Origin of the sequence: Pseudarthrobacter sp. 1G09 (assembly GCF_050038305.1) — a bacterium.
Classification (GTDB): domain Bacteria; phylum Actinomycetota; class Actinomycetes; order Actinomycetales; family Micrococcaceae; genus Arthrobacter; species Arthrobacter equi.
This window is the reverse complement of the sequence record NZ_CP188306.1, coordinates 457,340-484,333: the sequence shown is the minus strand read 5'-3', so window position 1 is coordinate 484,333 and position 26,994 is coordinate 457,340. Positions and strand designations below refer to the sequence as shown.

General features: G+C 67.6%; 26 protein-coding genes. 7 read left to right on the top strand and 19 right to left on the bottom strand.

Annotated elements, in window-relative coordinates; translation table 11 throughout:
- Positions 1 to 23: 23 nt before the first annotated feature.
- Together ACP3TD_RS02280 and ACP3TD_RS02275 are read left to right on the top strand one after the other, a co-directional pair.
- Positions 24 to 686, top strand: coding sequence for a TetR/AcrR family transcriptional regulator (locus ACP3TD_RS02280; protein ID WP_426765171.1), 663 nt, complete (start codon positions 24 to 26; stop codon positions 684 to 686).
- 59 nt (positions 687 to 745) lie between these two features.
- Positions 746 to 1,582 (top strand): alpha/beta fold hydrolase, encoded by an 837-nt coding sequence (locus ACP3TD_RS02275; protein ID WP_426765170.1) that lies wholly within the window; start codon positions 746 to 748, stop codon positions 1,580 to 1,582.
- A 64-nt stretch (positions 1,583 to 1,646) separates the two neighbouring features.
- On the opposite strand, the gene ACP3TD_RS02270 is transcribed toward ACP3TD_RS02275, so the two are convergent.
- On the bottom strand, positions 1,647 to 3,125 hold the full coding sequence (locus ACP3TD_RS02270) for a DHA2 family efflux MFS transporter permease subunit (protein ID WP_426765169.1): 1,479 nt from the start codon (positions 3,123 to 3,125) through the stop codon (positions 1,647 to 1,649).
- Positions 3,126 to 3,251: 126 nt separating this feature from the next.
- On the bottom strand, positions 3,252 to 3,818 hold the full coding sequence (locus ACP3TD_RS02265) for a type 1 glutamine amidotransferase domain-containing protein (protein WP_426765168.1): 567 nt from the start codon (positions 3,816 to 3,818) through the stop codon (positions 3,252 to 3,254).
- 314 nt (positions 3,819 to 4,132) lie between these two features.
- On the opposite strand from ACP3TD_RS02265, the gene ACP3TD_RS02260 reads away from it, so the two are divergent.
- Positions 4,133 to 5,878 carry a DUF222 domain-containing protein gene (locus tag ACP3TD_RS02260; protein WP_426765167.1) on the top strand — a complete coding sequence of 582 codons (1,746 nt, stop codon included), beginning with the start codon at positions 4,133 to 4,135 and terminating at the stop codon, positions 5,876 to 5,878.
- An 89-nt stretch (positions 5,879 to 5,967) separates the two neighbouring features.
- On the opposite strand, the gene ACP3TD_RS02255 is transcribed toward ACP3TD_RS02260, so the two are convergent.
- The 15 genes from ACP3TD_RS02255 to ACP3TD_RS02185 all read right to left on the bottom strand — a co-directional run bounded on the left by ACP3TD_RS02255 (position 5,968) and on the right by ACP3TD_RS02185 (position 19,645).
- The gene (locus ACP3TD_RS02255; RefSeq protein WP_426765166.1) at positions 5,968 to 6,897 is read right to left on the bottom strand and encodes a 4-phosphopantoate--beta-alanine ligase; all 930 of its coding nucleotides are present in this window, start codon (positions 6,895 to 6,897) and stop codon (positions 5,968 to 5,970) included.
- A 2-nt stretch (positions 6,898 to 6,899) separates the two neighbouring features.
- Positions 6,900 to 7,793: a Rossmann-like and DUF2520 domain-containing protein gene (locus ACP3TD_RS02250; RefSeq protein ID WP_426765165.1), complete on the bottom strand. Its 894-nt coding sequence runs from the start codon at positions 7,791 to 7,793 to the stop codon at positions 6,900 to 6,902.
- A complete protein-coding gene (locus ACP3TD_RS02245; RefSeq protein WP_426765164.1) occupies positions 7,786 to 9,336 on the bottom strand; it encodes a PH domain-containing protein in 1,551 nt (516 codons plus the stop codon). The genes ACP3TD_RS02250 and ACP3TD_RS02245 overlap by 8 nt, the downstream gene beginning before the upstream one ends.
- Positions 9,337 to 9,473: 137 nt before the next feature.
- A complete protein-coding gene (locus ACP3TD_RS02240) occupies positions 9,474 to 9,986 on the bottom strand; it encodes a PH domain-containing protein (protein ID WP_426765163.1) in 513 nt (170 codons plus the stop codon).
- Complete coding sequence (locus ACP3TD_RS02235) at positions 9,967 to 10,515, bottom strand: DUF3180 domain-containing protein (RefSeq protein ID WP_426765162.1); 549 nt, start codon at positions 10,513 to 10,515, stop codon at positions 9,967 to 9,969. Before ACP3TD_RS02235 ends, ACP3TD_RS02240 begins: the two co-directional genes overlap by 20 nt.
- Positions 10,512 to 11,057 carry a 2-amino-4-hydroxy-6-hydroxymethyldihydropteridine diphosphokinase gene (folK, locus tag ACP3TD_RS02230; RefSeq protein WP_426765161.1) on the bottom strand — a complete coding sequence of 182 codons (546 nt, stop codon included), beginning with the start codon at positions 11,055 to 11,057 and terminating at the stop codon, positions 10,512 to 10,514. Before folK ends, ACP3TD_RS02235 begins: the two co-directional genes overlap by 4 nt.
- Positions 11,054 to 11,461: a dihydroneopterin aldolase gene (folB, locus tag ACP3TD_RS02225; protein WP_426765160.1), complete on the bottom strand. Its 408-nt coding sequence runs from the start codon at positions 11,459 to 11,461 to the stop codon at positions 11,054 to 11,056. The genes folK and folB overlap by 4 nt, the downstream gene beginning before the upstream one ends.
- A 14-nt stretch (positions 11,462 to 11,475) precedes the next feature.
- The gene (gene folP, locus ACP3TD_RS02220; RefSeq protein ID WP_426765159.1) at positions 11,476 to 12,396 is read right to left on the bottom strand and encodes a dihydropteroate synthase; all 921 of its coding nucleotides are present in this window, start codon (positions 12,394 to 12,396) and stop codon (positions 11,476 to 11,478) included.
- Between the two features lie 12 nt (positions 12,397 to 12,408).
- A complete protein-coding gene (gene folE, locus ACP3TD_RS02215) occupies positions 12,409 to 13,053 on the bottom strand; it encodes a GTP cyclohydrolase I FolE (RefSeq protein WP_426765158.1) in 645 nt (214 codons plus the stop codon).
- A gap of 9 nt (positions 13,054 to 13,062) precedes the next feature.
- Positions 13,063 to 15,126 carry an ATP-dependent zinc metalloprotease FtsH gene (gene ftsH / locus ACP3TD_RS02210; RefSeq protein WP_426765157.1) on the bottom strand — a complete coding sequence of 688 codons (2,064 nt, stop codon included), beginning with the start codon at positions 15,124 to 15,126 and terminating at the stop codon, positions 13,063 to 13,065.
- Between the two features lie 164 nt (positions 15,127 to 15,290).
- On the bottom strand, positions 15,291 to 16,337 hold the full coding sequence (locus ACP3TD_RS02205; RefSeq protein ID WP_426765156.1) for a LacI family DNA-binding transcriptional regulator: 1,047 nt from the start codon (positions 16,335 to 16,337) through the stop codon (positions 15,291 to 15,293).
- 2 nt (positions 16,338 to 16,339) lie between these two features.
- Entirely contained in the window at positions 16,340 to 16,711 is a 372-nt protein-coding gene (locus ACP3TD_RS02200; protein ID WP_426765155.1) for a VOC family protein, read from the bottom strand.
- Between the two features lie 6 nt (positions 16,712 to 16,717).
- Positions 16,718 to 17,269 carry a hypoxanthine phosphoribosyltransferase gene (hpt, locus tag ACP3TD_RS02195; protein WP_015935538.1) on the bottom strand — a complete coding sequence of 184 codons (552 nt, stop codon included), beginning with the start codon at positions 17,267 to 17,269 and terminating at the stop codon, positions 16,718 to 16,720.
- Positions 17,270 to 17,299: 30 nt separating this feature from the next.
- Positions 17,300 to 18,355: a tRNA lysidine(34) synthetase TilS gene (gene tilS, locus ACP3TD_RS02190; protein WP_426767111.1), complete on the bottom strand. Its 1,056-nt coding sequence runs from the start codon at positions 18,353 to 18,355 to the stop codon at positions 17,300 to 17,302.
- A 159-nt stretch (positions 18,356 to 18,514) separates the two neighbouring features.
- The gene (locus tag ACP3TD_RS02185) at positions 18,515 to 19,645 is read right to left on the bottom strand and encodes a zinc-dependent metalloprotease (protein WP_426765154.1); all 1,131 of its coding nucleotides are present in this window, start codon (positions 19,643 to 19,645) and stop codon (positions 18,515 to 18,517) included.
- 230 nt (positions 19,646 to 19,875) lie between these two features.
- Between ACP3TD_RS02185 and ACP3TD_RS02180 the strand changes: the two genes are divergently transcribed.
- Positions 19,876 to 20,058, top strand: a complete 183-nt coding sequence (locus tag ACP3TD_RS02180) for a hypothetical protein (protein WP_426765153.1) — start codon at positions 19,876 to 19,878, stop codon at positions 20,056 to 20,058.
- 1 nt (position 20,059) lies between these two features.
- Here ACP3TD_RS02180 and dacB read toward each other — a convergent pair whose 3' ends face one another.
- Positions 20,060 to 21,589: a D-alanyl-D-alanine carboxypeptidase/D-alanyl-D-alanine endopeptidase gene (dacB, locus tag ACP3TD_RS02175; protein WP_426765152.1), complete on the bottom strand. Its 1,530-nt coding sequence runs from the start codon at positions 21,587 to 21,589 to the stop codon at positions 20,060 to 20,062.
- A gap of 155 nt (positions 21,590 to 21,744) precedes the next feature.
- On the opposite strand from dacB, the gene ACP3TD_RS02170 reads away from it, so the two are divergent.
- The 3 genes from ACP3TD_RS02170 to ACP3TD_RS02160 all read left to right on the top strand — a co-directional run bounded on the left by ACP3TD_RS02170 (position 21,745) and on the right by ACP3TD_RS02160 (position 24,465).
- The gene (locus ACP3TD_RS02170; protein ID WP_015935533.1) at positions 21,745 to 22,233 is read left to right on the top strand and encodes an inorganic diphosphatase; all 489 of its coding nucleotides are present in this window, start codon (positions 21,745 to 21,747) and stop codon (positions 22,231 to 22,233) included.
- Between the two features lie 114 nt (positions 22,234 to 22,347).
- The gene (locus ACP3TD_RS02165) at positions 22,348 to 23,691 is read left to right on the top strand and encodes a carboxylesterase family protein (protein ID WP_426765150.1); all 1,344 of its coding nucleotides are present in this window, start codon (positions 22,348 to 22,350) and stop codon (positions 23,689 to 23,691) included.
- Positions 23,692 to 23,697: 6 nt separating this feature from the next.
- A complete protein-coding gene (locus ACP3TD_RS02160; protein WP_426765148.1) occupies positions 23,698 to 24,465 on the top strand; it encodes a DUF429 domain-containing protein in 768 nt (255 codons plus the stop codon).
- Positions 24,466 to 24,472: 7 nt separating this feature from the next.
- Here ACP3TD_RS02160 and ACP3TD_RS02155 read toward each other — a convergent pair whose 3' ends face one another.
- Entirely contained in the window at positions 24,473 to 26,947 is a 2,475-nt protein-coding gene (locus ACP3TD_RS02155) for a phosphoketolase family protein (RefSeq protein ID WP_426765147.1), read from the bottom strand.
- Between the last annotated feature and the right edge of the window lie 47 nt (positions 26,948 to 26,994).

Genomic DNA, 26,994 nt, shown 5'->3' with positions numbered 1-26,994 from the left:
CCCGGCAGTGCAAGAATGGGGCCGTGACTTCCGCCGGACCGGGCCGCCCCCGCCACCAGCAGCCCTCGCGGCCGGGCGCCACCGCCCGCGATGAAATCCTCGACGCCGCGGCGGAGCTGTTCACCACCCAGGGCTTCGCCAGCACCTCCACGCGGTCCATCGCGGACGCGGTGGGCATCCGGCAGTCGTCCCTGTACCACCACTTCAAGACCAAGGACGATATCCTCGAGGACCTGCTCGAGGGGACGGTGTCCGGCGGGCTGACGTTCGCACGTGCCGTGGCCGCGCTGCCCACTGATGCCCCGGAAACCGAAAGTCCGGCTGGAAGCCGCCTTCACGCCGTCGCGCTTTATGACGGCACCCAGCTGTGCAGCGCGCGGTGGAACCTTGGCGTGCTGTACCACCTGCCCGAGGTCAGGAGCGACCGCTTTGCCCGGTTCCACAACCACCGCCAGGAGCTCAGACGGTTGTACGGGGCACTGGGCGCGGGGCTGTCAGCCGGACCGGACGGCGGCGACTTCACCTTCCGGCTGGTGGAATCCCTGATCTACCTCCGCGCGGACGGCGCCGCCGGTACCGACTCCGCCATGCAGGCCGCCGACGCCGGGCTGATCCTGTGCGGGCTCGGGGACCGGCTGCCAGCCATCCGCGCGGCGAGCCAGGCCCTCATCAACCGCCTGGCCTGACCCTGCATGCCGCCGGCCGCCGGGATGCCCCACCCGGCTTGCTCGGCTAGGCTCAGATCATGACGCGTGAGAACATCAGGACCCCCGACGGCGGCACTCTGGAGCTCTTTACCACCGGCGCTGACCTTGCTTCCGGCGGCTCAGGAGTAGTGATTGTCCCGCCCTCCATGGTGACGGCCGCTGACTACACCAAGTTCGCGCAGAAACTCAGTGCGGCTCTGGGCCGGCCGGTGCACACGTTCAACCGCCGCGGCCGGGGTTCGTCCTCGCCGCAGCCGGAGGATTACACCCTGGACGTGGACATCCGCGACCTCGACGTGGTCATGAAGCACACCTCCAGCACCGACGTTTTCGGCCACAGCTTCGGCGGAGCAGTTGCCCTGCACGCGGCCCGGACGCTGCCGGTGGAACGCCTGGCCGTTTACGATCCCGCAGTATCCGTCAACCAGTCCGTCAAGGCTGATTGGATCGGCGAGTACGAGACCGCCATCGCTGCCGGCGACGACGACCGCGCCCTTGCTGTCATCCAGCGCGGGTTGGAGGCGCCGGGACCATTGTCGTCCCGCATGCCACTGTCCATGATGACTCTCGCCAACAAGCTGACCGCCGGTACGTCAGAGGGCAAGCAACAGCGGGAACTGATGCGCACCGGCGTCCGCGAAATCAAGGCCATCATCGCCGCGGACATGCCTGCCGAGCCCTTCCTGGAACTGCCTCTTGAAACGCTGATTGTTGTGGGCGAGAAGAGCCCCGCCTACTTTGGCGTGGCCTGCGGCCAGATCCACGACGTCCTGTCCGGCTCCAGCTACACCATCCTCCCCGGCTTCGGGCACGACGGCGTCATCAAGGCCCCGGACAAGCTGATCAAGGAACTCAGCGACTTCTACGCCGGCTGACCGACACAAAAAATGCCGTTGCTCCCAGTGGAAGCAACGGCTTTTTTGTTGGGCCTGCAGCTGGCTAGTGCGCCGGACCGTGGCCCGGGCCCGCGCCTTCGGTCTTGCGCATCATCGCGGAAAGTACGACGGCGGCGAGGGCTATGACGGTTGCCGTCATGAAGGCGGCGCTCATCCCGGCGACGAGTCCCGACGTCGCGCTGACCACGGAGAAGATGGACACCAGCAATGCCGTGCCGGCAGCACCGGCAACCTGCTGCGTGGTGCTCATGATCGCCGAGCCGTGCGAGTACAGGTGCGGCGGCAGCGGGTTCAGGCCCGTGGTAAACGCAGGCGTGAACAGCAGCGCCAGCCCGAAACTCAACCCCACGTGCAAGGTGACGATCCACGCAACCGCCGTGCCGGCGTCGAGCATGGAGAACTGCCACAGCGTCACCACCATCAGGATGGACCCGGTGACGGTCAGCGGCAGCGGCCCCACCTTGTCGAACAGGCGGCCAATGACGGGGCCGAGGAGGCCCATGGCCAGGCCGCCAGGGAGCAGCGCCAAGCCGGTTTCAAGGGAGCCCAGGCCGCGGACTTCCTGCAGGTACAGCGGCAGCAGGATCACGCCGCCGAACAACGCCATCATGGCCACCACCATCAGCAGGACCGAGACCGTGAACATGCGGAAGTTGAACGCGCCGAGGTCCAGCAGCGGCGCCGAGGCCTTCTGCAGGCGGACCTGGCGCATCACGAAGACCGCCAGCGCCGCGACGCCGATGACCAACGCGGCGATGGCACCTGCGCTGGGACCGGCCTGGCCGCCGTGGCCGCCGCCAATCTGGCTGAGGCCGTAAACCAGCCCACCGAAGGCCGGAACGGTCAGGAAGACGGACAGGAGATCGAGCTTGGTCTTCTCGGTTTCGCCGATATTCGTCAGGTACTTCGCACCGATCGCCAGTGCGGCCAGCGCCACCGGAAGGACGAACACGAACATGAAGCGCCAAGTAAAGTGCTCAAGGATCAGCCCGGACACGGTGGGGCCCATGGCAGGAGCGACGGAGATCGCGATACTCACGTTGCCCATCACCGCACCGCGCTTGGCCAGCGGAACCAGGGTGAGGATGGTGGTCATCAGCAGCGGCAGCATGATCGCCGTGCCGCCGGCCTGGACGATGCGTGCCAGCAGCAGGATCTCAAATCCGGGCGCGACGGCCGCCAGCGCAGTACCGCCGGCAAACAGTCCCATGGCCAGCATGAACACGGCGCGGGTGGACAGGCTCTGCAGGATGAACCCGGTGGTGGGGATCACCACGGCCATGGTGAGCATGAAGCCGGTGGACAGCCACTGCACAGTGGGGGCGTCCACCTGGAGGTCCACCATGAGGCGCTGCAGCGCCACGTTCATGATGGTTTCGTTGAGGATCACCACGAAGGTGGCCACCAGCAGGGTGCTGATGATCGTCACCGATTCGCGGGACATTTTCTCCGGCGCGGCGGGCTTGGTTCCTGCCGCCTGGGCCGGCTGGCCGTTGGCGTTCGGAGATACTTCGGTAGACATGAGTGTTCCCTCAGGGAGAGTGGTGAGTGGTGCGCGAACCTGGCCGCTGCAGATGCCAACACTCTACCGGCTGGAGTAATTCCTCCGCACGGAGTCTTTTCCCAAACCCTGAGGGAACATCAGGTGTCAGGCGGTCTGGCCTGCGTGCTGCCCTTCGGCGATTTCTTCAACCAGTTTGCTGTTGAAAGCGGGCAGGTCATCTGGGTTGCGGCTGGTCACCAGGCCCTGGTCCACCACTACTTCCTCGTCCGTCCAGTTGGCTCCGGCGTTCTTGAGGTCGGTTTCCAACGTGAAGTAGGACGTGACGTTCCGGCCGCGGATCACGCCGGCGTCAATGAGCACCCACGGCCCGTGGCAGATGGACGCCACCGGCTTGTGCTGCTCGAAGAAGCTGCGCGTGAAGATCTGCGCGTCCTTGTCCGCCCTCAGGTGGTCTGCGTTGACGACGCCACCGGGAATGACCAGCGCGTCAAAGTCCGAGGCGTTGGCTTCGGCCACGGTGAGGTCCACGTCGAATGTGTCGCCCTTGTCCGTGCCGTTGAAGCCCTGCAGCTTGCCGCTGCTGGGGGCTACGAGGGTGGGCTCGCCACCGGCGTCCTTCACTGCCTGCCACGGGCTGGTCAGCTCTACCTGCTCCACGCCGTCCGTGAGCAGGAATGCAACCTTCTTGCCTGCGATGTTGTGTTCTGACATTGTTCCTCCTCGCTTGAAGCCGGCCGCTGCGCTCCCTTGTGAGGGCACAGCGCACCGCTTCGAGAGTTGCTTGCCTGACAGATTCCAGCCTAGGAAAACCTAAAGTAATAAGCAAGCTGATGATCTTTTAGTTGTGTTGGGTGGGTGCGGCCCGTTCGGCGGCACCACTTGTAACCATGTCCGTCTTTATGGGGCGTACGACGGCGGCTGGCGGCTTCCGTCCCCTGCGTCGCGGCGCGAGCCGGGTCCGCGTTCACCCATTGAACGGACCAGGACTCTCCTGAAATGTCAGACCCTCGCGGGAGAATTCTTTTATGGGAAACGCGGCGGCTGCTCCGGCCGAGGAGACAGGAGCGGTGGAGGGTCTTCCGGCCTCCGTCGCCAGCCTCGACGCGCTGTTCCTGAAGGACGCGGAACTGGACCGGGCTGGCTCGAAGGTGTTTGGCGCGAACGCTCCACATGTGGCTGGTTCCGGCGGTGCCGATGTTGATGTGTTGGAGCGGAAGTCTGAGCTTCGGCTGCAGCGGCTAACGTTCTGGAAGCAGTTGGAAGCCCAAGTCGCTGCGGGTAAAGCCCGGGACGCCGCTGAGTTCGCCGAGTTTCAGGAGGCGATGACGCCGCCGGACGCCACAGACTCAGAGCGGGCGTTCGTGGAGATGTCCACGACGGCGGAGGTCGCCGGGGTCCTGACGCTCAGCCCGGGCGCCGCGGCAGCGTTCATCAGCCAGTCCCGGAAAGTCTGCGCGATGCCACCGGTCACGGCCGCGCTGGCGGCGGGCGCGGTGTCGTGGCGGCACGCGGTGATCGTGGCCGACGAAACCGACTGCCTCGCCCCCGAGGGTGCTGAGGCGTTGGTGGCGCATTTCTTCGACCCGGACGCCCCCAACCCGGCCTGGGGGTCCGCGCCCGGTGACCTCGTGGCGCACCTGTTCCGCCGGAAAGTCAGGACCTGGCTCGAACGCACCTACCCCGTTTCAGTCCAGGAACGGCATGCCAGGTGTGTGGCGGAGCGGCGGATGGAATACCGCCCCGACGCCGACGGGATGGCATCGATTACCCTGATCCTGCCCGCGGACACCGCCTGCGCCATCTGGAACAAGACCACAGCCACCGCCCGCGGCCTCCAAGGCCCCGGCGAGACCCGCACCCTCACCCAACTCCGCCCCGACACCGCCGCGGCGCTCCTGCTCGGCGCCCACACCGGAACCGCTGGCACAGGCCGATCCGTCGATGGCCAACAAGCCGGTGGTGTGGCTGGCGTCCAGGGGGCTCCGGGGGCCGGTGAGGCCGGCACCAGCACTGGCACCAGCACTGGCACCGGCCCCTACGCCGTTGACCTCCGCACAATCCCCGCCCCAAAAGCCACCGTCCTGGTCACCGTCCCGATCTTCACCCTGCTCGGAAACACGGACGAACCGGCAGACCTCGACGGGTACGGCCCCATCCCGGCAGCCATGGCCCGCAAACTCGTCGCCGACGGAGCCACCTCGTTCTACCGGGTCCTCGTCGACCCCCGCGACGGGGCACCGCTCGAGATCGGCCGGACCAGCTACCGCCTCACCGAAGCGATGAAACGCTGGATCAGGATGCGCGACGGACACTGCACCTTCCCCGGCTGCACCAACCCCAGCACGGACAACGACACCGACCACCTCACCGCCTGGCAACAGCACGGCACAACGGGAGTCAGCAACCTGGCACAACTCTGCCCCAGACACCACCGCCTCAAACACAACAGCGGCTGGACCCCCACCGTGGCCACCGAAACCGAACCACCCGGCTGGACCTCACCCACAGGCCGCCACTACCCAGCCCAACACCCCGACCCCCAACCACCACACTGGCCACCCCGGCTCCTCGAACCCGAACAGGACCTAGTCCTGACCGGAGACAACGTTGCGGCCGGAGACTCTGGCGAGAGCGGAGACTTTACGCCGGACGGCGACGTTGGCGGGCCTGACGGATCTGGCCTGACGGGAGAGCCTGCCGCGCCGGCAAACGCTCAGCCGGACGAACTAAGCCCACTCGAACGCGCACTCACGGCTTACCTCGCCGCCTGAATCCATGCAGCCGCCTGTGAAGTCAGGGGTGTGTGACGTCAGGGCGTGTGAACCCAGCCGCGTGTGAACTCGCGTGAACTCAGGAGCGCCTAGGAGCTCAATGGTGCGTTGTCGATCAGCCGCACAGGACCCACCTTCGCGGCAATGAGCACCAGGGCCTCGCCCCGGAAAGGGATCTCGCGGCAGTTTTCAGCCAAAGGCTCCAACGTGGCAGGGTCCACGACGTCGAAGTAGTCCAGCTTCACCAGCGGCTGCGACTCCACCATCGCCAGCGCGGACTCGAGGTCCAGCGGCTCATGGGCGTTGGCACGCTCCTCCAACAGCCGCAGGGCACGGGAAAGCACCAGTGCTGCATCACGTTCGTCGTCGGACAGGAACCGGTTTCGGCTGGACAGTGCCAAGCCCTGGGCTGAACGGACGGTGGGGACGCCCACAATGTCGACGGGGAAGTTGAGGTCGGCCACCATCCGCCGCACCAGCGCCAGCTGCTGGGCGTCCTTTTGGCCAAAATATGCGCGGTAAGCAGCCAGCCCGTTCACCGAAGACGACGCCGACGGCCCGTCACCACCCCGGCCGGCCGCCGGGATGCCATAGTGCAGCAGCTTGGCCACAACAGTTAGCGCACCGTCGAAGTGGCCCGGGCGGGAAGCGCCCTCCCACTTCTCCCCCAGTCGTCCCGACGTGACCCGCACCAGCGGCTCACCACCCGGGTAGACCTCTTCGACAGAAGGAGCGAACGCGATATCGACGCCCTGGGCGTCGAGCAGTGCAAGGTCGGCATCCAGGGTCCTCGGGTACCGGTCCAGGTCCACGGCATCGCCGAACTGCAGCGGGTTCACGAAGATGCTGGCAACCACCACGTCGTTCTGTTCGACGGCGGTCCTCGCCAAGGCGGCATGTCCCTCATGGAGGGCGCCCATGGTGGGGACCAGGCCCTGCGATGCACCCTGTTTCTCCGCCAGGAGCCGCGCACTCTCGGCGTGCAGCCCGGCCACGGTGGTGACAAGTTTGATGACCACGGTCATTCCTCCTTGGATCCGAGGGCCTGGTTCAGCCCTTCAAGCTGGTCGGCCTTCAGCAACCCGCGCGCTTTGGCCCGCCGGGCGGTGGCGCGTGCCATGGCAAGGTACGCCGCGAGGATATCGCCATGCCCGCCGCCGTCGTACTCCCGCAGGGCCTGCGCGTGCGCCTCCACGGTGCCCACATCGCCGCGGGCAACCGGTCCGGTCAGTGCAGATTCTCCGGATGCCAATGCGTTTTCCAGGGTCGCCCGCAACAGAGGGCCAAGCATGCGTTCGGGCTGCTCCACCCCCACCTCACGCAACAACTGGGAAGACTGGGCCACCAGGGTGACCAGGTGGTTGGACCCGTGCGCGAGGGCAGCGTGATAGAGGGACCGGTCAGCCTCTGCGATGGCCACCGGTTCGGCCCCCATCTCCACCACCAGCGCCTGCGCAATGGGAAGCATGGCGGCATCGGCTGTGACGCCGAACGTGCAGTCGAGCAGGCGCGTCAGGTCCAGGCTCATGCCAGTGAAAGTCATGGCCGGGTGCAGCGCCAGCGGAACGGCCCCGGCAGCGCGCACGGGATGCAGCACGCCAACCCCAAAGCGGCCTGATGTGTGGGCCACCAGCTGACCCGGCTGCCAGGCGCCGAGCTTCGCCAGCCCGTCCACCAGGCCGGGCAGGGCGTCGTCAGGCACGGCGAGGAGCACCAGTTCTGCGCGCTCCACGATGTCCTGCACTTCCAGGACGGGAACCCCGGGGAGCAGGGTTTCGGCCCGTTCACGGCTGGCCTCTGACACCGCGGAAACCCCCACGACGGCGTGCTCGGCGGCGCGCAGGGCCGCACCCAGGACGGCGCCCACCTTGCCCGCTCCAATGATTCCGACGCCGAGGCGTCCGGGCTTAGCCATGGTGGGGGCCTTCCTGTTGCTGGTGGGCTTCATTTCCGAACGGCCCGGTTTCAGCAGCCGGAGACTGAGGGTCAGCACCGGAAGGTGCAACCTGGCGGAGCCACTGTTCGGTTGTTTGCCGTTTCCGGGCCAGCCGGGCACGGGCCGACTGCTCATCGAAAAGGGCCCGAGCCTCGTCCAGCCCGGCCTGGGTCAGGCGCGGAACCACCGGACCGGCGGTGGTGTGCAGGACCAGGTCGGCCACCCGGAACCGCCGCGCCAGCGGGCCCTGGTGCAGCGCCATGGACTGGGTCCGCTGGTGCGGCACGAGCACCAGGTTCCGCCACCAACGCCCCGAACGGATGAGCAGAGCAGTATCCGTGGCGGCAAAGCCGTTGCGCCGCCACCCCAGCGGGGCCAGCAGCCGGGCGCGGCGCGGGGTGGTGACAAAACCGCCGTCGGAATCCAGCCCGGTGAGGCCCGCGCCGAAAACCTCGACAGGTCGGGACGTGCCGGGGTCGGGCAGCACCAAAGCGAGCATGTTCATCGCATCGTCGAGCTTGCCGACGGGCAGGAGGGTGGTCCGGGATGACGCTTCCCCCGCGTTCTCCACCAGCCCATAGCCGGCCACATTGACCTGCATTCGGTACCAGCCGAACGGCCGCCACAGCGGAGGCTGGCTGATCTTCAGCGCCTGGATCCGCCCCGGCGGCAGCGTCTGCGCCTGGGTATCCAGCAATCCGTAACGGAGCCGGATACCGTCCGGCGAGATGGCGGCCGTGAAGTTGTATCCCTTGTTGAACAGGTTCCAGTAGCTCGCCGCGAGGCCGAGGGCCGCGGGAATCAGGTAGAAGTAGAACGCCCGGTTGTCCGTCACGGCCGAGAGCACCACGGATGCCACACCGCCCACCACCACGAACAGGCTCTGCTCGCTCAGCAGCAGGGAACCGATAAGGCGCGACGGCGGCACGGACAGTACCGGATACTCCGGCGCCTCGGGCGCGGGGGCGCCAGGGTTTTCGGCGTCTTCGTCAATACCGGCGGCACGGGCCAGGATGGTGGCCCGCAGCTGCTGGGCGTCATCGATCTTCAGGTAAGCCAGCCGCACTGCCGATTCGCCGGCGTCGGCCACCTCGAACTTGAGCTCGGCCAGCCCGAAGATGCGGGCAAGCAGCGGCTGGACGATATCGATGGCCTGGACCCGGTCCAGCCGGGCCTGGCGCTGCTGCCGGAACAGGAAGCCTGTGTTGACGCGGACGTAACCGCCGGACACCTGGTACTTGGTGAAGTACCAGGTGAGGACAAAGCTGAGGACCGCCACCAGCAGGACGGCGCCGCCGCCGGCTACCAGCCAGGGAACCCTGCCGGCAAAGCCGTCTTCGAACATGGGCCGGCCCTGCAGTATCCGTTCAAAGATGTCGCGTCCGAAGAAGAAGCCGATGGCGGCCAGCGCCACCCAGCCGCGTACAAAGGGTGACGCCGGGTGGACACGCAACCAGCCGTCGTCGGGCGTCGCGCGCCCGGGACCCGCACTGTCCGCAGCAGCAGTCGATGGGGTGGGCACTGAGCCTGCGGTTACGGAGCCGTCTGAAACTGAGCTGGCGGGCACTGAGCCTGCAGGCTGTGAGCTGGCAGCCGCTGGGTCAGCGGATGCAGCACCGTCTTCCTGCACCCCGTGACGGGGGAACCGCCCGTCAGCGGTCACAGTCCTGCCAGCCTGGCCTCGCCGCGGGCCGCGAGCTGTTCACGGAGCCGAGCTCCCTCTGCCTCCGGCAGCCCGGGGATGTGCGCGTTGGTGCCGGGCGACGCGGTGTGCAGCTTGACCGTGCAGAGGCCGAGGCTGCGCTCAACGGGGCCTACGGCGACGTCCACGTACTGCATCCGGCCGTAGGGGACGGCCATGGTCCGCTGGAAGAAGATGCCGCTGCGGACCAGGAGGTCGTCGTCGCGCTCGGCGTAGCCGATGGCCCTGACCTGGCGCGGGATCAGCACCAGCCGCCAGAGGGCCACCATCAGCGTCACGGCCGGAACAGTGATGGCCAGCCACAGCGGCGGCCACCGCCACCACCCGAGCAGGACAAACACGAGCGGAAGGCTGAGGATTACGACGGCGGCCAGGTTGCCGAGTGCCCACTGCACCAGCCGTACGGTCACGAACTTCGGTGACACCCGGTGCCAGTCGATGCCGGGCGGGTCAATCGCCTCGGTACGCATATTCGCCTTCCCCCGCGGCTTCTCCCCGTGGTGCGCGGCCCGGCTTGCCATCCACGCCCTTCGTGTCGCCGTCCTCTGGCGGAATCTTGCAGAACCGCTCCACCACCAGGCCAACGACGATCATCACCAGGCCGCCGCCGGCCATGCCGAGCGCCAGCCAGGCGATGTCCTGGTGGCTGCGGAAGCTCCAGATCCGCAGCTGGTCCAGGAAGATCCCCACGTGCCAGCCGAGCAGCACCGTTCCGGCGTAGGCACAGGCCTGGGCCAGGATGAGCGTGCGGGCGGCGAGCAGCGGATCCAGTGCTGTCTTCTTTGCGGTGCTGTTGGGCTTGATGCTGTTCCGCCAGCGCAGGACGCGGATGCCCAGGACCAGGGTGATGGCCACGATCACGCCCATGGTGGCCAGCGCGGTGGCCGGCAGCACCGGAGTGGCCATGCCGTAACGGCTGGTGATCACGGTTCCGGCCCAACCGGCCACGGTCAGGATGACGCCTATCAGCAGCAGCCGCAGCAGGTTGATGGGCTTCAACGGTCCGTCACCGCCCCGGCGGTCGGCATCCCGTCAAAGTCGCCAAAACCATCGAACGGGGCAAGGTCTCCGAAGTCCTCCGCCCGTGCCGCGAGGGCACTGATGCGCTCCCCCTCAAGGGTGGCGGCGGGGTCGATCAGGGACCACGGGTACAGCACGAACGCCCGGCTGGCGGCGCGCGGGTGCGGCAGGGTCAGCACGGGGTCGTCGCTGCGCACGTCGCCGTAGGTGATGATGTCGACGTCGAGCGTCCGGGGCCCCCAGCGCACCTCGCGGACCCGGTGGTGCTTGTTCTCCACCACTTGGCAATGCTCCAGCAGCTCATGGGGAGTCAGGCTGGTTTCAACGGTGAGGACCATGTTCAGGAAGTCAGGTTGCCCCGGCGGGCCGCCCACGGCTTTGGTCTGGATGATCGGCGACACCGCAAGGAGGCGGACCTCCGGCGGGTCAACGAGGTCAGCCACGGCACTGGACAGGGTGTCGTTGCGTTCGCCGAGGTTGCTCCCCAGCGCCAGGACCGCCTTGGTGTAAACCGCGTTCACGGGGTGCCCCCGGAAACTGGTTCCACCGGGCGGCCCGAAGCAACGGAGAGCCGTTTTCGGTGCACGGACACTGCCACGTCCCCAAAAGGCACCTCGATGGGCGCCTGGGGTTTGTGCACGGTGATGTCCACGGCCTGGAGGCCGAACTCGGACAGCAGGCCGTCTGCGATCCGGACCGCCAGCGCCTCTATAAGGTTCAGCGGCTCCCCGGAAATCCAGTCAGTAATACGCTGCGCCACCTCACCGTAGTGGGCGGTGTCGCTGACGTCGTCGGACGCCGCAGCGGCGGCGAAGTCGAGATACAGGACGGCGTCCACAACAAATGGCTGGCCCTCGCGGCGCTCAAAATCAAACACACCATGATGGCCGACGGCCGTCACACCGGTCAGCGTAATCCTGTCCATGGGTCCCCCGGCGCTTACGGTGCTTTGGGTACTGCCGCCATGCGCGCGGCGACCTTGACGGCGTCAAGGCTGGCTCCGACGTCGTGCACCCGGACGGCCCAGGCGCCGCGGGCGGCGCTGATGGCCGTAATGGCCGCCGTGGCTCCGTCACGTTCTTCCGGGGCTGCGGATTTGCCGGCAACCGTCAGGAGGGTGCCGAGGAAGCGTTTGCGGGAGGCGGCAACCAGGACGCGGTGGCCCAGGGCCTCCAGCTGCTCCAGGTTTTGCAGCAACTCCCAGTTCTGGGCGTCGTTCTTCGCAAAGCCCAGGCCGGGGTCGACGATGATCTGCTCAGCGCTGACGCCGGCGGCATACAGCTTGTCCCGCACTCCGGCCAGTTCTGCCACCACTTCGGCGGCCACGTCCGTGTACTCCGCAAGGGAGTTCATGGTGCGGGCATCGCCGCGGCGGTGGGTGAGGATGTACGGAGCCTTGGACGAGGCCACGAGTTCAGCCATTTCGGGCTCGATGGTCAGCCCGGAAACGTCGTTGATGATGGCGGCGCCGGCCTTCAGGGCAGCGGCGGCGGTGACGGCGTGGGTGGTGTCGATGCTGACCAGGGCACCAGCCTTGACCAGTGCTTCGATGACGGGGAGTACACGCTTTTGTTCCTCGTCCGGGGAGACGTCCTCAGCGCCGGGACGGGTCGATTCCCCGCCGACGTCGATGATGTCCGCGCCGGCGTAAAACATGCGCAGGCCCGCGGCGATGGCAGTGTCCGCCGTGGCGTGCCTGCCGCCGTCGCTGAACGAATCAGGGGTGACATTGAGGATGCCCATGACCAGGGTGCGGTCTGTGGGCAGGTCCTCGAAGCGCGCGGCCGGGCGCGGTTTGCGCAGGATGGGCAGCGGCGAGGTTGCGGGCCCGGTTCCCGGGGCTGCAGCTAGTGAGTCCATAGTCTTGTGTGGTTACCTTCCGAGGATGAGGCTCATGGCCTCGGCACGGGTGGCCGGGTCATGAAGCTGCCCGCGGACCGCACTGGTGACGGTCTTTGCTCCGGGCTTGCGGATACCGCGCATTGACATGCACATGTGCTCGCATTCGACAACGACGATGGCCCCCCGCGGCTTGAGGTGGAGGACCAGCGCTTCGACAATCTCCGTGGTGAGCCGCTCCTGAACCTGGGGGCGGCGGGCGTAGATGTCCACGAGCCGGGCCAGCTTGCTCAGCCCGGTGACCTTCCCGTCATGGGAGGGAATGTAGCCGACATGGGCCACACCGTGGAACGGCACCAGGTGGTGCTCGCAGGTGGAGTAGAAGGGGATGTCCTTCACCAGGACCAATTCTTCATGGTCCAGCTCGAACGTGGTGGACAGTACGTCCGCGGGGTCGTGGTGCAGTCCCGCAAAAACCTCGGCGTACGCCTTCGCCACCCGCTTGGGGGTGTCGATGAGGCCGCCACGTTCCGGGTCCTCGCCGATGGCCAGGAGGATTTCGCGGACAGCCGCTTCAATCCTTGGCCGGTCCACCTTGTGGTGTGAGGCATGGGTGGAGCCGTCCTCCGCCGGGTAGGCGGCGGAGGCGGAAACGGCGTCGTCGTCGAAGGAAGTCACAGGGAAAGCTTAGCCGCGAAGGGTGTCCGGCCCCGATTCGGGGACGCCTCCCTGAAACGGTGCGTCTTCCGGAACGCCCTGCGGATGCGGGGGCTGGGCGTCCAGCGGCTCCTCCAGGCGGGCCCGCTTGGCTTCCTCCTGGGCCTCGCGTTCTGCCCGCTCCTGGTGGGATTCCACGGGGCCTGCGGCCTGGACCGGACGGGATTCCTTGGACAGCCACACCTCGCGGAAATCGCGCTTGCGGATGTCACGGAATATGTCGGCGATTTCGGCCTGGTTAAGGGTTTCGCGCTCCAGCAGCTCAAGGGCGAGGCTGTCCAGGACGTCGCGGTTCTCGGTGAGGATGGCGTACGCCTCGTCGTGTGCCTGGTCGATCAGGCGGCGCACTTCCTCGTCCACCACGTAGGCGATCTGGTCGGAGTAGTTGCGCTCGTGCCCGGCGTCGCGGCCCAGGAACGGCTCGCCGCCGCCCTGGCCCAGGCGCACGGCACCCACGCGTTCGCTCATGCCGTACTCGGTGACCATCTTGCGGGCGGTGCCGGTGGCCTTCTCGATGTCGTTCGAGGCGCCGGTGGACGGATCGTGAAACACGATCTCCTCGGCCACCCGGCCGCCCATGGCGTACGCCATCTGGTCCAGAAGCTCGTTGCGGGTGACGGAGTACTTGTCGTTGTCCGGAACCACCATGGTGTAGCCCAGGGCACGGCCGCGGGGAAGGATGGTGATCTTGGTGACCGGGGCCGAGTTCCGCAGGGCAGCCGCCACCAGGGCGTGGCCGCCTTCGTGGTAGGCGGTGATCTTGCGTTCGTGTTCCTTCATGACCCGGCTGCGCTTCTGCGGACCGGCCATCACGCGGTCGATTGCCTCGTCCAGGGCGCGGTCGTCAATGAGGTTGGCGTTGGAGCGCGCGGTCAGCAGGGCCGCCTCGTTAAGCACGTTGGCGAGATCCGCGCCGGTGTAGCCGGGGGTCTTCTTGGCAACAGCCTTAAGGTCGACGCCGGGAGCCATCGGCTTGCCCTTGGCATGCACCTGCAGGATCTGGTCGCGGCCGATCATGTCCGGCGCATCCACGCCGATCTGGCGGTCGAAACGGCCCGGCCGCAGCAGTGCGGGGTCCAGGACGTCCGGCCGGTTGGTGGCCGCGATCAGGATGACGTTGGTCTTGACGTCGAAGCCGTCCATCTCTACCAGCAGCTGGTTGAGGGTTTGCTCGCGTTCGTCATTGCCGCCGCCGATGCCGGCACCGCGGTGGCGGCCGACGGCGTCGATCTCGTCCACGAAGATGATGGCCGGAGAGTTGGCCTTGGCCTGTTCGAAGAGGTCACGGACACGGGACGCACCGACACCCACGAACATTTCCACGAAGTCCGAGCCGGAGATCGAGAAGAAGGGGACGCCTGCTTCACCGGCAACCGCGCGGGCCAGCAGGGTCTTACCGGTACCGGGAGGGCCGTACAGCAGCACGCCCTTGGGGATTTTGGCGCCGACAGCCTGGAACTTGGCCGGCTCCTGCAGGAATTCCTTGATCTCCTGGAGCTCTTCCACGGCTTCGTCCGAACCGGCAACGTCCGCGAAGGTCACCTGCGGCATGTCCTTGCTGACCATCTTGGCCTTGGACTTGCCGAACTGCATGATCTTGGAGCCGCCGCCCTGCATGCGGGTCATGAGGAACCAGAAGAGGGCGCCCAGCAGGATGACCGGGATGAGGAGGGACAGCAGGCCGGAGAACCAGTTGCTCTCGATGGGCTGGTCCGTGTAGCCCTGCGCCGGCTTGGAATCGGTGACAGCCTTGACCACGTCCGTGGCGCGGGCATCGACGAAGAAGAACTGGACGCTCTTGCCCTTATTCTGGCCGTCGACCTCCAGGTCATCCTTCAGCGTCAGGTCAACGCGGTTCTCACCGTCGAAGATCTTGGCCTGCTCCACGTTGCTGCCGGCAAGCAGTTCCAGGCCCTTATCGGTGTCGATCCGCGACGCACCGCCGGGGGCCAGCGTTGCAAAGGCCACCAGGAGCAGACCGACAACAACGACGATCCAGATGCCCGGGCCCTTGAAGAAATTCTTAGCTTTCATCTGTTCGGGGGCTGGCCCCGTCCCTTCCGGTAGTGCTGCACGGCGTGTACTTTGCGCGCGTGATGGTGCTGCGTCAGCTTCTAGCTATACACCGTCCGGAGTACATCACGCATGATGAAAAGCAAAAGTTCCCTGTGGGCGTAGCGGACATCGTTGCAGGCGGGCTAGGGGTTCCGGGGTGCGGCGACGGACGCGCGGGTGACCAGCGGACACTCCAGCACGGTGGTCCCGGCGCCGGCGGAAGAACCGTCCCCTGCTCCTTCGAGCGAGTCGATGAGGTGGTTGGCGGCCCAGGCACCCATTCCGTAGTGGGGCAGCGCCACGGTGGTCAGCCCGGGAAAGAGGCTGCCGGCCACCAGTTCCTGGTCGTCGAAGCCGACGACGGAGAGGTCGCCGGGGATGCTGAGGCCCAGTTCCGCTGCTGCCCGGTAGGCCCCCATGGCCATCTGGTCGTTGTAGCAGAACAGGCCAGACGGCGGGTGTCCGCTCCGCAGGATCCTCGCCGCTGCCTCGTACCCGCCCGCAGCGTCCGACGACGACGCCTCCACCGGTGCCAGGCCGCCGTCGAGCCCTGCCGCGGTGAGCGTGTCGCGGAAACCGCGGAGCCGCTCCGAGGTGGATGGCACGTCCTGGACGTTGTTGATGAAGCCGATGCGGGTGTGCCCGGCGTCCAGCAGTGCGCGGACGGCGGTGCGGGCGCCGCCGTATTCGTCCGGGACTACTGAGGGAAAGAGCCCGTCAGCGGTGACGGCATCCACCAGGACGGTTGGCACCTTGCCGAGGTTGGCCGGCGCGTCCAGGACCCGGTGGTACATGGTGGCGTAGAGGATGCCATCCACCTGCCGTTCCAGCACGGCCTCCACGTCGCCTTCCCGCGATGCGGCCCCGGCAGTGGCGGCGGTGTTGATAAGCATGAGGGTGTAGCCGCGGGCGCGGGCAGCGTCATCGGCACCCAGGATGATCCGGCCGGCATGCGGCGTGGTGGCCACATCCTCGCTGACCAGCCCCAGCACGCCGGTGCGGCGGTTGCGGAGCGCCTGCGCCACCCGGTTGGGTTCGTAGCCCAGCTGCTCCGCGGCCGCCTTCACCTTTTTGCGGGTTTCGGGGCTGATCCGCGCATACGTGACGTCGTTCAGGACGTGCGACACCGTGGTTGCCGACACCCCTGCGGCCACCGCGACATCCTTGATGCCAATATTCGACCTTGCCAAAATCAGACGTGCTGGTCCAGGTAGACGGGGTTGCCGTCGGGGTCAATCAGGATGGCACTCGCGGGCCCGGTGGTCTTCGCGTCGGCCTCGGCGGCGAACGGGACGCCCTGCGCCTGCAGCTCCTTCTGGAGCTCCCGCACGTCCGTGAAGGGTTCCGTCGGCTTGGCGTCCTGGTCCCAGCCCGGGTTGAAGATCAGCACGTTCTTCTCGAGCATGCCCTTGAACAGCCCGATGTTCGTGTCCCCGTTCTTCATGATGACCCAGTTCTGGTCCGGGTCACCGGCATACTGTGTGAACCCGAGCTTCCGGTAGAAGTCCATGGAAGCTGCGAGGTCCTGCACGGCGAGGCCTACCGAGAAACCGCCGAGCTGCATGGTGGCCTACTCGTAGACGTGCGGGGCCAGGGTGCCCACGAAGTCCAGGTTGCGGTACTTCTCGGCGTAGTCCAGGCCGTAGCCCACCACGAACTCGTTGGGGATGTCGTAGCCCACGTACTTGACGTCGATCTGGACCTTGGCGGCGGTGGGCTTGCGGAAGGCGGTGCAGATTTCCACGGACGCCGTCCCGCGGGATTCCAGGTTGGTCTTCAGCCAGGACAGCGTGAGGCCGGAATCGATGATGTCCTCGACGATCAGCACGTCCTTGCCCATGAGGTCCGTGTCCAGGTCCTTCAGGATGCGCACCACGCCGGAGGACTGGGTGCCGGAGCCGTAGGAGGACACCGCCATCCAGTCCATCGAGACGTGGCTGTGCAGGGCACGCGCCAGGTCCGCCATAACCATGACCGCGCCCTTGAGGACGCCCACGATGAGCAGTTCGCGGCCTTCGTAGTCCTTGTCGATCTGGGCAGCGAGTTCGGTGATGCGCTGCTGGATCTGTTCCTTGGTGTAGAGAACGTGCTTGAGGTCTGCCTGGACGTCGTTTGAATCCACCAATGGCTCCTGTGTAGATGCGGGGTGCGACTAATGTGTGGCCGGTTTTAGCGGCCGGAATACTAGCTTCCCACAGCGCGCGGGTTCACGGGGACCGGTCCCGGGGCGGTCTGCGGTCCCGGGACCTTCGAGTTCGGCCAGCGACAACCGGTAGGCGGCTACCCCGCCGGGTAGCTGCACCGGGCCCGCCGACCCCTGCCGCCGCAGCAGTGCTTCCGCCGCCACGAGGCGCCGATAGCCGGGTTGCTGGCCGCCGACGTCGGCCGCGGCCTTGGCGATCACGCGGAACCGGATGGCCGGGGCGAGGCCGCGCAGGGCGTCTTCAGGAAGGCTTGCTTCGGCGCCATTCCACTCCACCAGGGACGCGTAGGTGCTTTCCGCCACATCCTCGAGGTAGTCGGCGTCCAGTTGCAGGATGGAAGCGGTGCGCGCCAGGGATTCCGCGACGCCGGGGCCGAGCTTCTCCTCCAGGTGCGGGAGGACTTCCACCCGGGTCCGGGAACGGGCGAACGCGGGATCCGTGTTGGTGGGATCGTGCCAGGGGTCCAGCTCTTCCACCTCGCAGATCTCCTCCGTGTCGGCCCGGCGGAGCCCCAGGAAGGGACGGAGCAGCACGGCGCTTCCGTCCCCTGCACGGGCGGGACGCATGCCGGCGAGTGAACGGGTTCCGGAGCCGCGGGCCAGGCCCAGCAGCACCTGCTCGGCCTGGTCATCCAGGGTGTGCCCCAACAGGATGGCGCCGGCACCCTGGTCCGCCGCTGCCGCTTCGAGCGCTGCGTGGCGGGCCTCGCGGGCGGCGGCCTCGGGGCCCATGCCGGCGCCTGCCACTGTCACGGTGTGGACATCTACCGGGGCGAGGCCCAGTTCCCGAAGGGCACTGGCGGTGTCAGCTGCCACGCGCCCGGAGCCTTGCTGCAGCTGGTGGTCCACCACTACGGCGCCGACGGTGACGGGATGGCCGTCAATGCTGCCGCGGCGTGCGAAGTAGGCGGCGACGGCGGCCAGCGCCATCGAGTCCGGCCCGCCGCTGCAGGCCACCAGGACATGCGCCGGATAGCCGGCCTGCGCCAAGGCGTCGCCCAGCATCTTGCGCGCGGTGCCGACGACGGGCGCCAACCGGCCGGGCCGGCGTCGTCCGCTGCGCTGTGCCGCGGAATCCTGCGGCGTGGAATCCTGCCGGGCGGGCCCGGAGAGCTGGGGCCCGGAAGGCTGTGGTTCGGAATGTGTGGGGGGAAGGTCAGGCAATTACAGGCCCATCCGCTCAAGCCACAGCTTGGCGTCGTGGATCTCCGGTTCGGTGGGCAGGTGGTCGGCCGACTCCCAGACCCGGTTGAAGCCCTCCATGCCGGCCACGCCAACCACTGCGCGGACAAAGCGGGCACCGTCGGAGTACTGCCGCATTTTGGCATCCAGACCCAGCAGGCTGCGGATGAACTTCTCCACCACGCCACGGTCCTTGCCGCGGTCGTTGAACCGCTGCCGGATGGTCTTAACGGAGGGAACAATGCTGGCGTCCACGGCGTCCATCACCACGTTGGCGTGGCCTTCGAGCAGGCTCATCACGGCCGTGAGGTGCGAGATGGCGGCTTTCTCCTCCGGATCCTGCAGCAGGTCCAGGATGGCGCCGCGGCCCGGGGTGTTTCCGGTGGCGGAGCGGTCCTTCAGTGAGCGCGCAGCCGCCGAGGCCCGGTCCATCAGGGAATCGACGTTGCCCAGCAGGTGTCCGCTGAGGTTATCGATCTGGTCCAGCATGTGGTGACGCAGCCACGGTGCGGCGGCGAACTGGACCCGGTGGGTTTGTTCGTGCAGGCAGACCCACAGCCGGAAGTCCTCGGGCGCCACGTTGAGTTCGCGCTCCACGGAGACGATGTTGGGGGCCACCAGCAGGAGCCGCCCGGCGGCCGGGGCGGAGGAGTTTTCGGCCAGCGCCGCAAACGGATCGTACTGTCCAAGGACCTTGCTGGACAGGAACGCCAGGACGGCGCCCAGCTGGCTGCCGGTGATGGCGCCGCTGACACTGGCCGCGGAAGGGCTTAGCGACCCGCGACGGTTGTCCAGCATCTTCTGCATGGCCGGCTTCAGCATCACCGCGAAGGACTGCGTGTTTGCCTTGGCCCACGATGCCCGGTCCACCACCAGCACCGAGGAATCACGGAGGTCCCGGGCAGCTTCCAGCCCGGTGATCTCATGGACGTGCGGAACGGAGGCGTCGGCGAGCCTGCGGAGGCTGTCCACGGCTTCGTTGATGGCTGCCGGCTTCAGATCCGGCCCGGCAGGAGCCAGCCGCGCCGCAGTGGAAGCCGCCAGGTCCCAGTTGATCAGGGAAGCGGCATCAGCAGATGAGATGGGGGCGGACTGGGCTGCAGTGGACTCCATAGGTCCCATCAGAACACAGCGGGCCGGGGATCGTCCTTAAGTTCGCTCACCGGCGAAGCGAAGGGACCGGCGGGCCGCCACTCTCACAGCCGGAGCACAGGAGGGCAACAGGCCAGGCCTAAGCTGCGGCGGCATCGTGGTGCCTGCACCGCAACAGCGGCCCTTCCCCGCAGAAGCGGCCCTGGCCAGCACCGTTCGCCAGGACCGCCCAAACCCCTCAGGAGGACACCATGATCCCGTACCGTCCCATCGCTCCCCTGACCGCCGGCCCGAAGAAGGGCTGGAAGGCCGTGGTTGCCGCCGTCCTGGTGGCAGCACTCCTGGGGACCACTGCGCCCATGGCGGTGGCCGCGGAACCCGTGACCTCGGCTGGCGCTGCATACAGCGTTACAGATACCAGGGGAGCGCGATGACCTACCGGCAGCCGCACCCTGCGAGCGCCGTTGCCGCCCGGTCCAGCGCCACCTTGTTGCCCGCGGCGCCGGGTGTCAGGCCGTTGCCGATGAAGGAGAACACCAGGAGCCGGCCGTCCGCGTCAACGACGTAGCCGCTGAGCGCGAGGACGGTGTTGAGTGTTCCGGTCTTGGCCCGGACCAGCCCCGCACCCTGGATGGTGGACCCGTCGCCGTACCGGGAATCAAGGGTGCCGGTGAGGCCGGCCACCGGGAAGCCGTCCAGGGCGGCCCGGAGCCTGGCATCGGTGCCGGTGGTGATGGCCCGGACCACCTCAGCGAATTGGCCGGCCGAGACCTGGTTGCCCATCGCCAGGCCGCACACGTCCACCAGCGTCAGGGGGCCCGCCGCAATACCCGCCTGGGCCAGTTGGCTGCTGACAGCCGCCGTGGCGCCGTCGTTGCTGCCCGGACCGCCGTCCGCAAGGGACGCCATCCGCCCCATGACCTCGGCCAGGTAGTTGTCTGATTCCTGCAGCAGCAGGTCCACCTGGTCCCCCACGGTGGCTGACTGCACCTCGGCCAGGACGTCGGGCCGTTCGGTTCCGGCAGCCGGGGCAGCCGGGCCCGCTGCCGGTGAACGGTCGACGCCGGCCGCCACTGTCAGTCCCGCGGCGGCACCTGCGGCGCGGAGCCGGGACGCGAATTCCTCTGCGGCGGACTGCGCGGCGTCCTGCGGGCGCGGACCCGTGGTCACGGCGGGGTCGTAGCGCGCCGAGTTCATGGCCAGCGGATACACCGGCGCCACTTCGCCGGCGGCGACGTCGCCCTCCTGCCAGGCGGGGTTCAGGGCCGGGCCGGTAAACAGGGAATCGTCCAGCAGGACCTTGATTTCCCCCGTTGCACCATTGGCCTGCAGCGATGCCACTGTCCGGGCCGCAAGGGTAGTGAGGCCTGCCCTTCCCATCACCTCGCCCGGCTTCGATTCACCGGGTCCGAGCAGGACGTCGCCGCCGCCCACCAGCACCACCTGGTTGGCGGACGGCCCCTCCACCACCCGCGTGGCGAACGTATGGTCCGGGCCCAGGGTGCGCAGGGCGGCCACGGAGGTCAGCAGCTTCATGTTCGACGCCGGCACCCGGCTGTCGGCGCCGCCCCGTTCGAAGAGGACCTGGCCCGTCAGTGCATCCTGCACGATGCCCGTAAAAGTACCGCCGCCGTCGGTTTTCAACAGCGGGTCCACCCGCGCCGACAGAACGGCGGGGTCCGGGACCGGGGCGGTGGATTGCAGCGGAGCCAGTCCCTGCGGGGATGCCAGAGCTGAGGGTTCGCGCTGCCAGGGCGGGGCCTCGGGCGCAGGCGGGGGAGCTTCGGGGCCAAGGAATCCGGGGGCGACGAGTGCTGCCGCCGGAAGGGCAAGGACCAGCAGGAGTGCCGCGAGCAGGAGGAGGTGCCACGGTTTTCCGGGGCCGACGGACCTGCCCGGAAGGCCCAGCGCCGCGGCCTTCAGCGCACGGCGGTGCCACGCTTCCGCGCTGGTGGTTTTGGTCATGCCGGTGCCGGTCCTCAAGTCCTGAAATTTCCCCACAAGTTCCTGATTCCAGGGCCTCTCGCTATATCCTCAATAATAGTCGGCGGCACTGACACTCCTTTTTGTGGACCGTCAAGTGTGCCGCGCACCCCCTGTAATCGCTGAGGAGCATTCCCATGAAGCACGATGTAACCATCGAGATCCCCAAGGGATCGCGCGTCAAGTACGAAGTCGACCACGAGACCGGCCGCGTCCGCCTGGACCGCGTCCTCTTCACCTCCATGCAGTACCCCACGCACTACGGTTTCTTCGAGAACACCCTGGGCGAAGACGGCGATCCGCTGGACGCATTGGTGCTCCTGCAGGACTTCGACCTGCACCCCGGCGTCATCGTTGAATCCCGCCCCATCGGCGTCTTCAACATGACCGACGACGGCGGCGGAGACGCCAAGGTCCTCTGCGTTCCTGTCGACGCGCGCTTCGACCACATCCAGGAAGTCAGCGACGTCAGCGAATTCCTGATCAAGGAAATCGAGCACTTCTTCACCCGTTACAAGGACCTGGAGCCGGGCAAGTGGGTCAAGGCCGAGGGCTGGGGCGACCGCGCCGCCGCCGAGGCCGAGCTGGAAGCCTCCATCAAGCGTTACGTCCCCACCGGACACTAGTCCCCAGGCTGGGCGTGCCCCAGCAACTGCCTTAGGGTCCGACGGCGGGTGGCCGGCTTTACGAAGCCGGCCACCCGCCGTCGTTGTCCCAGGATGGTGTGGCAAGGTGGGGCTGTGAATTCCGAGCCAGCCGTGACGTCCGAGCTTCTGTTCCATCCGCCGTGCGGGCCCGTCAGCGGCTGGCGGGACGGCGACGTACTCCGCGCCACGGGCATCCCCTACGCCACGGCGGCCCGATTCCAGCCCCCTGCTGCTGCGCCGGACTGGACCGAAACCTTTTCTGCAACCTCCCTGGCGCCGGCGTGCCCGCAGGGACCCGTCCCGTTCCTCGACGACGTCCTGGGCACCCGGTACGGCGAACTTCCCGGCAGCGAAGACTGCCAGAACCTGTCCATCACCATGCCCGGCGATTTGAAGCCCGGCGAAGAGCTGCCCGTGATGGTCTGGATCCACGGCGGCTCCTACACCACCGGGTCAGGCGACCTCGCCATCTTCGACCCCGCCCGGCTTGTGGCCGAGAACCGCGTGATCGTGGTGTCGGTGACCTACCGGCTGGGTTTATTCGGCTTCCTGGCCACCCGCTCCGGCCGGCCGGCGAACCTGGGCCTGCTGGACCAGCTGGAGGCGTTCCGCTGGGTGCAGCGGAACATTGCGGCGTTTGGCGGCGATCCGGGCTGCGTCACGGCGTTCGGCCAGTCTGCCGGCGGGGATGCCATTGCCCACCTGATGGCCACCCCCGACGCGCCGTCGCTGTTCCGGCGTGCCATCATCCAGAGCGCGCCGCTGGGGATTTCCCGCGGCCGGGCACGGATGAACCACGCCATGGGGATCGCGGCGGAATCGGTAACGGAGGAGACCCCGGCCATGGAAGTGGTGGACCGGGAGGCACAGGTGGCGCAGGTGTCGCGGAAGTTCGGGATGCTGGCCGCCATGCCGTTCGGAACCCAGTACGGCCATGCCCCACTGCCGGAGGAGAAGGACATCGCCGCCGCGTGGGACCGGTCTGCGCCGGGCATCGACATCCTGATTGGCCACACCTCGGAGGAAGCGCGGCTTTTCCTCCCCCGGAGTCCCTTCCTGATGCGCCTGCTCAAGGTACCGGCAGTGGGGGCCGCCGCAGTGCGCGCCGTCGACTGGGTGGTCACCGAAACCGTCTACGGGTGGGCGTCGCGGAAGTTTGCACGCCGCCACAAGCGCGCAGGAGGACGGGCACACCGTTACCTGCTGAGCTGGCATGCGCCGGATAACCTCTTCGGCGCAGCCCACACCATCGACCTGCCGCTGCTCCTGGGCAACCGGGGGACCTGGGACGGCGTGGGGCTGATCGCCGGCGCTCCGTGGGAAACGGTAGACATGACCGGCCGGCTGGTCCGGGCCTTGTGGGCCGGCTTCGCCCGCGGGGATGACCTGGGCGAGGCCGGCGCTGTTGACGATGCGCTGCACTATCGGAGGGTCTGAGGCCGGATGAGGACCCTCGGCGTGGACCTGGCGGCAGCCACCAAAAAGACCGCGGTTGCCGTCATCGAATGGGACCTGGATTCCCAGGGCCAAGGCCGCGCCACGCTCGCCCATCTGGCCCTGGACGTGGATGACCAGGCGATTGTGGACCTGTTCGGCACCAGTGACATGACCGGCGTCGACTGCCCTGTCGGCTGGCCGGACGCGCTGATCCCGTTCCTCACCGGGCACCTGGCCAACGTTGCGGCGCCAGTGCTCGAACACGACGGCATCGCCGGGCGGCGCCTCCTCGCCTACCGGGACACAGACCGTTTCTGCACCGCCCAGACGGGCCTGATTCCGCTGAGCGTTTCGGCGGACAGGCTGGCTCATCCTGCCATGCGCTGCGCCGTGATCCAGGCGAAGATCGCTTCCCTGCATGGCCCCCAGTCCCGGGATGGCTCCGGCCGGCTGGCCGAGGTGTATCCGGCGGCCTCGCTCAAGATCTGGGGCCTCAACGGCCGCGGCTACAAGGGCCGCGGCACCACGGAAACCGAACGGCTCGGCGTGCTCCTTGAAGCCCTCCGTGAGCAGGCGCCGTGGCTGGACCTGGCCGGGCACGGGGCCCAACTGGCGGCCTCGGACGACCTGTTCGACGCCGTCGTCGCCTCGCTGACCGCCCGGGCCGTGGCCCGCCGTCGTACGCTCCTCCCCGATCAGGCGCACGCCCAGGCCGCCCGCAGCGAGGGCTGGATCCACCTGCCCTCGTGCGGGCTCAGCGACCTCCAGGACTGACAAAAAGTCAGCTGCCCAGCTTCCAGTTCCGGATCTCCTCCGGGTCCTCGCCGTGGGTGCGGGTGTGCCCGCGGGCGCTGTCGCGGCGGTCCTGCAGCTCCTGCCGCAGGAGTGAGTACTTCCCGGCCAGGCCGGGCACCCGGTCCATGGCGTCGATGGCCAGCGTGAAGCGGTCGATCCCGTTGAGCATGGCCATGTCGAACGGGGTGGTGGTGGTTCCCTCCTCCTGGTAGCCGTGCACGTGCAGGCCCGCATGGTTGGTGCGCTTGTACGCCAGGCGGTGGATCAGCGCGGGGTAGCCGTGATACGCGAAAATGATGGGCTTGTCCGTGGTGAAGATGCCGTCGAAGTCCCTGCCGGGCAACCCGTGCGGGTGTTCGCTCTCATCCTGCAGGCGCATCAGGTCCACCACGTTCACCACCCTGACCTTCAGCCGCGGGATCGCATTGCGCAGGAGTTCGGCGGCGGCCACGGTCTCCACAGTGGGAACGTCGCCCGCGCAGGCCAGCACGACGTCGGGCTCCTCGCCGGCCACCTCCGAGCCTGCGAACGTCCAGATTCCCAGGCCGCGGCGGCAGTGGTTGGCGGCGTCCGCCGGGCCCAGCCAGGTGGGCGAGGGCTGCTTTCCGCTCACCACCACGTTCACGCAGTCCGTGGACGCCAGGCAGTGCTCCATGACGGACAACAGGGTGTTGGCGTCCGGCGGCAGGTACACCCGGATGATTTCCGCCTTCTTGTTCACCGCATGGTCAATAAACCCCGGGTCCTGGTGCGAGAAACCGTTGTGGTCCTGCTGCCAGACGTGCGAGGACAGCAGGTAGTTCAGCGAGGGCACAGGCTGGCGCCACGGCAACCTCCGGTGCACCTTCAGCCACTTGGCGTGCTGGTTGAACATGGAATCGACAATGTGGATGAAAGCCTCGTAGCAGTTGAAAACGCCGTGCCTGCCGGTGAGGAGGTAGCCTTCCAACCAGCCCTGGCACAGGTGCTCGCTGAGGACCTCCATCACGCGTCCCGAGCGCGCGAGGTGCTCGTCCGCGTCGTCAATCCGGTACTGCCACACCTTGTCGGTGACCTCGTAGACGTTCTGCAGCCGGTTCGACGCGGTTTCGTCCGGCCCGAACAGGCGGAAGTTCTCCATGTTCTGCGCGATCACGTCCCGCATCCACGAGCCCAGCGTGATCATGGGGCTCACACGGTCCGTTCCCGCTGCTTCCACCTCGACGGCGTAGTCCCGGTAGGCGGGCAGCTTCAGGGCGCGCCGCAGCACTCCGCCGTTGGCATGCGGGGTGGCACTCATCCGGAAGTCCCCGGTGGGCGCTGCCTCGGCGACGTCCGCACGGAGCCGCCCGTCGCCGTCGAACAGTTCTTCCGGACGGTAGGACTGCAGCCACTCCTCCAGCTGCTTGAGGTGTTCGCCGTTGGTGCGGACCTCGGACAGCGGGACCTGGTGGGCCCGCCATGTTCCTTCCACCTGCAGCCCGTCCACTGTCCGCGGACCGGTCCAGCCCTTCGGCGAGCGCAGCACGATCATGGGCCAGCGGTGTCCGGGGTGTTCCCCGGAGGTGTCGTCCCCGGCCCCGTTGGGGGTGTTTTCGGCGTTGCGGTGTTCGGCCTGGATGGCGCGGATGTCGGCGAGGCATTGGTCAAGGACGCCGGCGAAGTCCTGGTGCGCCTGCACGGTGTTGCCCGGGTCCTGCACCGTGACGAAGTACGGTTCGTGGCCGTAACCGCGCAGCAGCTGCTCCAGCTGTTCCTGGGGCATGCGGGCGAGCACCGTGGGGTTGGCGATCTTGTAGCCGTTGAGGTGCAGGATGGGCAACACGGCGCCGTCCGCCGTCGGATCCAGGAAGTTGTGCGAGTGCCAGCTGGCCGCCAGCGGCCCGGTTTCGGCCTCGCCGTCGCCGATCACGACCGCGGTCACCAGCTGGGGGTTGTCCAGCACCGAGCCGTAGGCGTGGGCCAGCGAATAGCCGAGTTCGCCGCCCTCGCTGATGGACCCCGGGCTCTCCGGCGCCGCGTGGCTGGGGATGCCGCCCGGGTAGGAAAACTGGCGGAAGAGTTCCGCCAGCCCGGCTTCGTCATTGCCCACGTGGCCGTAGATCTCCGAATACGTTCCCTCCAGCCAGGCATTGGCCACGACGGCGGGGCCGCCATGGCCGGGACCGGCAATGAAGAGCATCTCCGCAGCGTCGCGGCGGATGACGCGGTTCAGGTGGGCGTACACAAAGTTGAGCCCGGGCGTGGTGCCCCAGTGGCCCAACAGGCGGGACTTGGTGTCTTCCGGGCTCAGGGGCCGGCGCAGCAGCGGGTTGGAGCGCAGGTAGATCTGGCCGACGGAGAGGTAGTTGGCGGCACGCCACCAGCGGTCCACGAGCTCGAGTTCCTGGCGGCCCAGGGTGCCCTGTGCAGCGGTTGCTTGTTCGGTTGCCTGCCCTGCGTTGCCGTTTCCTTTGACTTCATTCCCAGTGCTGCCGGTCATAACCATCCTCACCTCAGGGTTCGCGCCGTGCCCGGCCGTGCCTCCAT

Coding starts and splice junctions, on each gene's coding strand:
- ACP3TD_RS02275 (WP_426765170.1), top strand. CDS start 746: ATGACGCGTGAGAACATCAGGACCCCCGACGGCGGCACTCTGGAGCTC.
- ACP3TD_RS02270 (WP_426765169.1), bottom strand. CDS start 3,125: ATGTCTACCGAAGTATCTCCGAACGCCAACGGCCAGCCGGCCCAGGCG.
- ACP3TD_RS02265 (WP_426765168.1), bottom strand. CDS start 3,818: ATGTCAGAACACAACATCGCAGGCAAGAAGGTTGCATTCCTGCTCACG.
- ACP3TD_RS02260 (WP_426765167.1), top strand. CDS start 4,133: ATGGGAAACGCGGCGGCTGCTCCGGCCGAGGAGACAGGAGCGGTGGAG.
- ACP3TD_RS02250 (WP_426765165.1), bottom strand. CDS start 7,793: ATGGCTAAGCCCGGACGCCTCGGCGTCGGAATCATTGGAGCGGGCAAG.
- ACP3TD_RS02240 (WP_426765163.1), bottom strand. CDS start 9,986: ATGCGTACCGAGGCGATTGACCCGCCCGGCATCGACTGGCACCGGGTG.
- folB (WP_426765160.1), bottom strand. CDS start 11,461: ATGGACAGGATTACGCTGACCGGTGTGACGGCCGTCGGCCATCATGGT.
- folP (WP_426765159.1), bottom strand. CDS start 12,396: ATGGACTCACTAGCTGCAGCCCCGGGAACCGGGCCCGCAACCTCGCCG.
- ftsH (WP_426765157.1), bottom strand. CDS start 15,126: ATGAAAGCTAAGAATTTCTTCAAGGGCCCGGGCATCTGGATCGTCGTT.
- ACP3TD_RS02200 (WP_426765155.1), bottom strand. CDS start 16,711: ATGCAGCTCGGCGGTTTCTCGGTAGGCCTCGCCGTGCAGGACCTCGCA.
- tilS (WP_426767111.1), bottom strand. CDS start 18,355: ATGCTGGGCGACGCCTTGGCGCAGGCCGGCTATCCGGCGCATGTCCTG.
- ACP3TD_RS02185 (WP_426765154.1), bottom strand. CDS start 19,645: ATGGAGTCCACTGCAGCCCAGTCCGCCCCCATCTCATCTGCTGATGCC.
- ACP3TD_RS02180 (WP_426765153.1), top strand. CDS start 19,876: ATGATCCCGTACCGTCCCATCGCTCCCCTGACCGCCGGCCCGAAGAAG.
- dacB (WP_426765152.1), bottom strand. CDS start 21,589: ATGACCAAAACCACCAGCGCGGAAGCGTGGCACCGCCGTGCGCTGAAG.
- ACP3TD_RS02170 (WP_015935533.1), top strand. CDS start 21,745: ATGAAGCACGATGTAACCATCGAGATCCCCAAGGGATCGCGCGTCAAG.
- ACP3TD_RS02160 (WP_426765148.1), top strand. CDS start 23,698: ATGAGGACCCTCGGCGTGGACCTGGCGGCAGCCACCAAAAAGACCGCG.
- ACP3TD_RS02155 (WP_426765147.1), bottom strand. CDS start 26,947: ATGACCGGCAGCACTGGGAATGAAGTCAAAGGAAACGGCAACGCAGGG.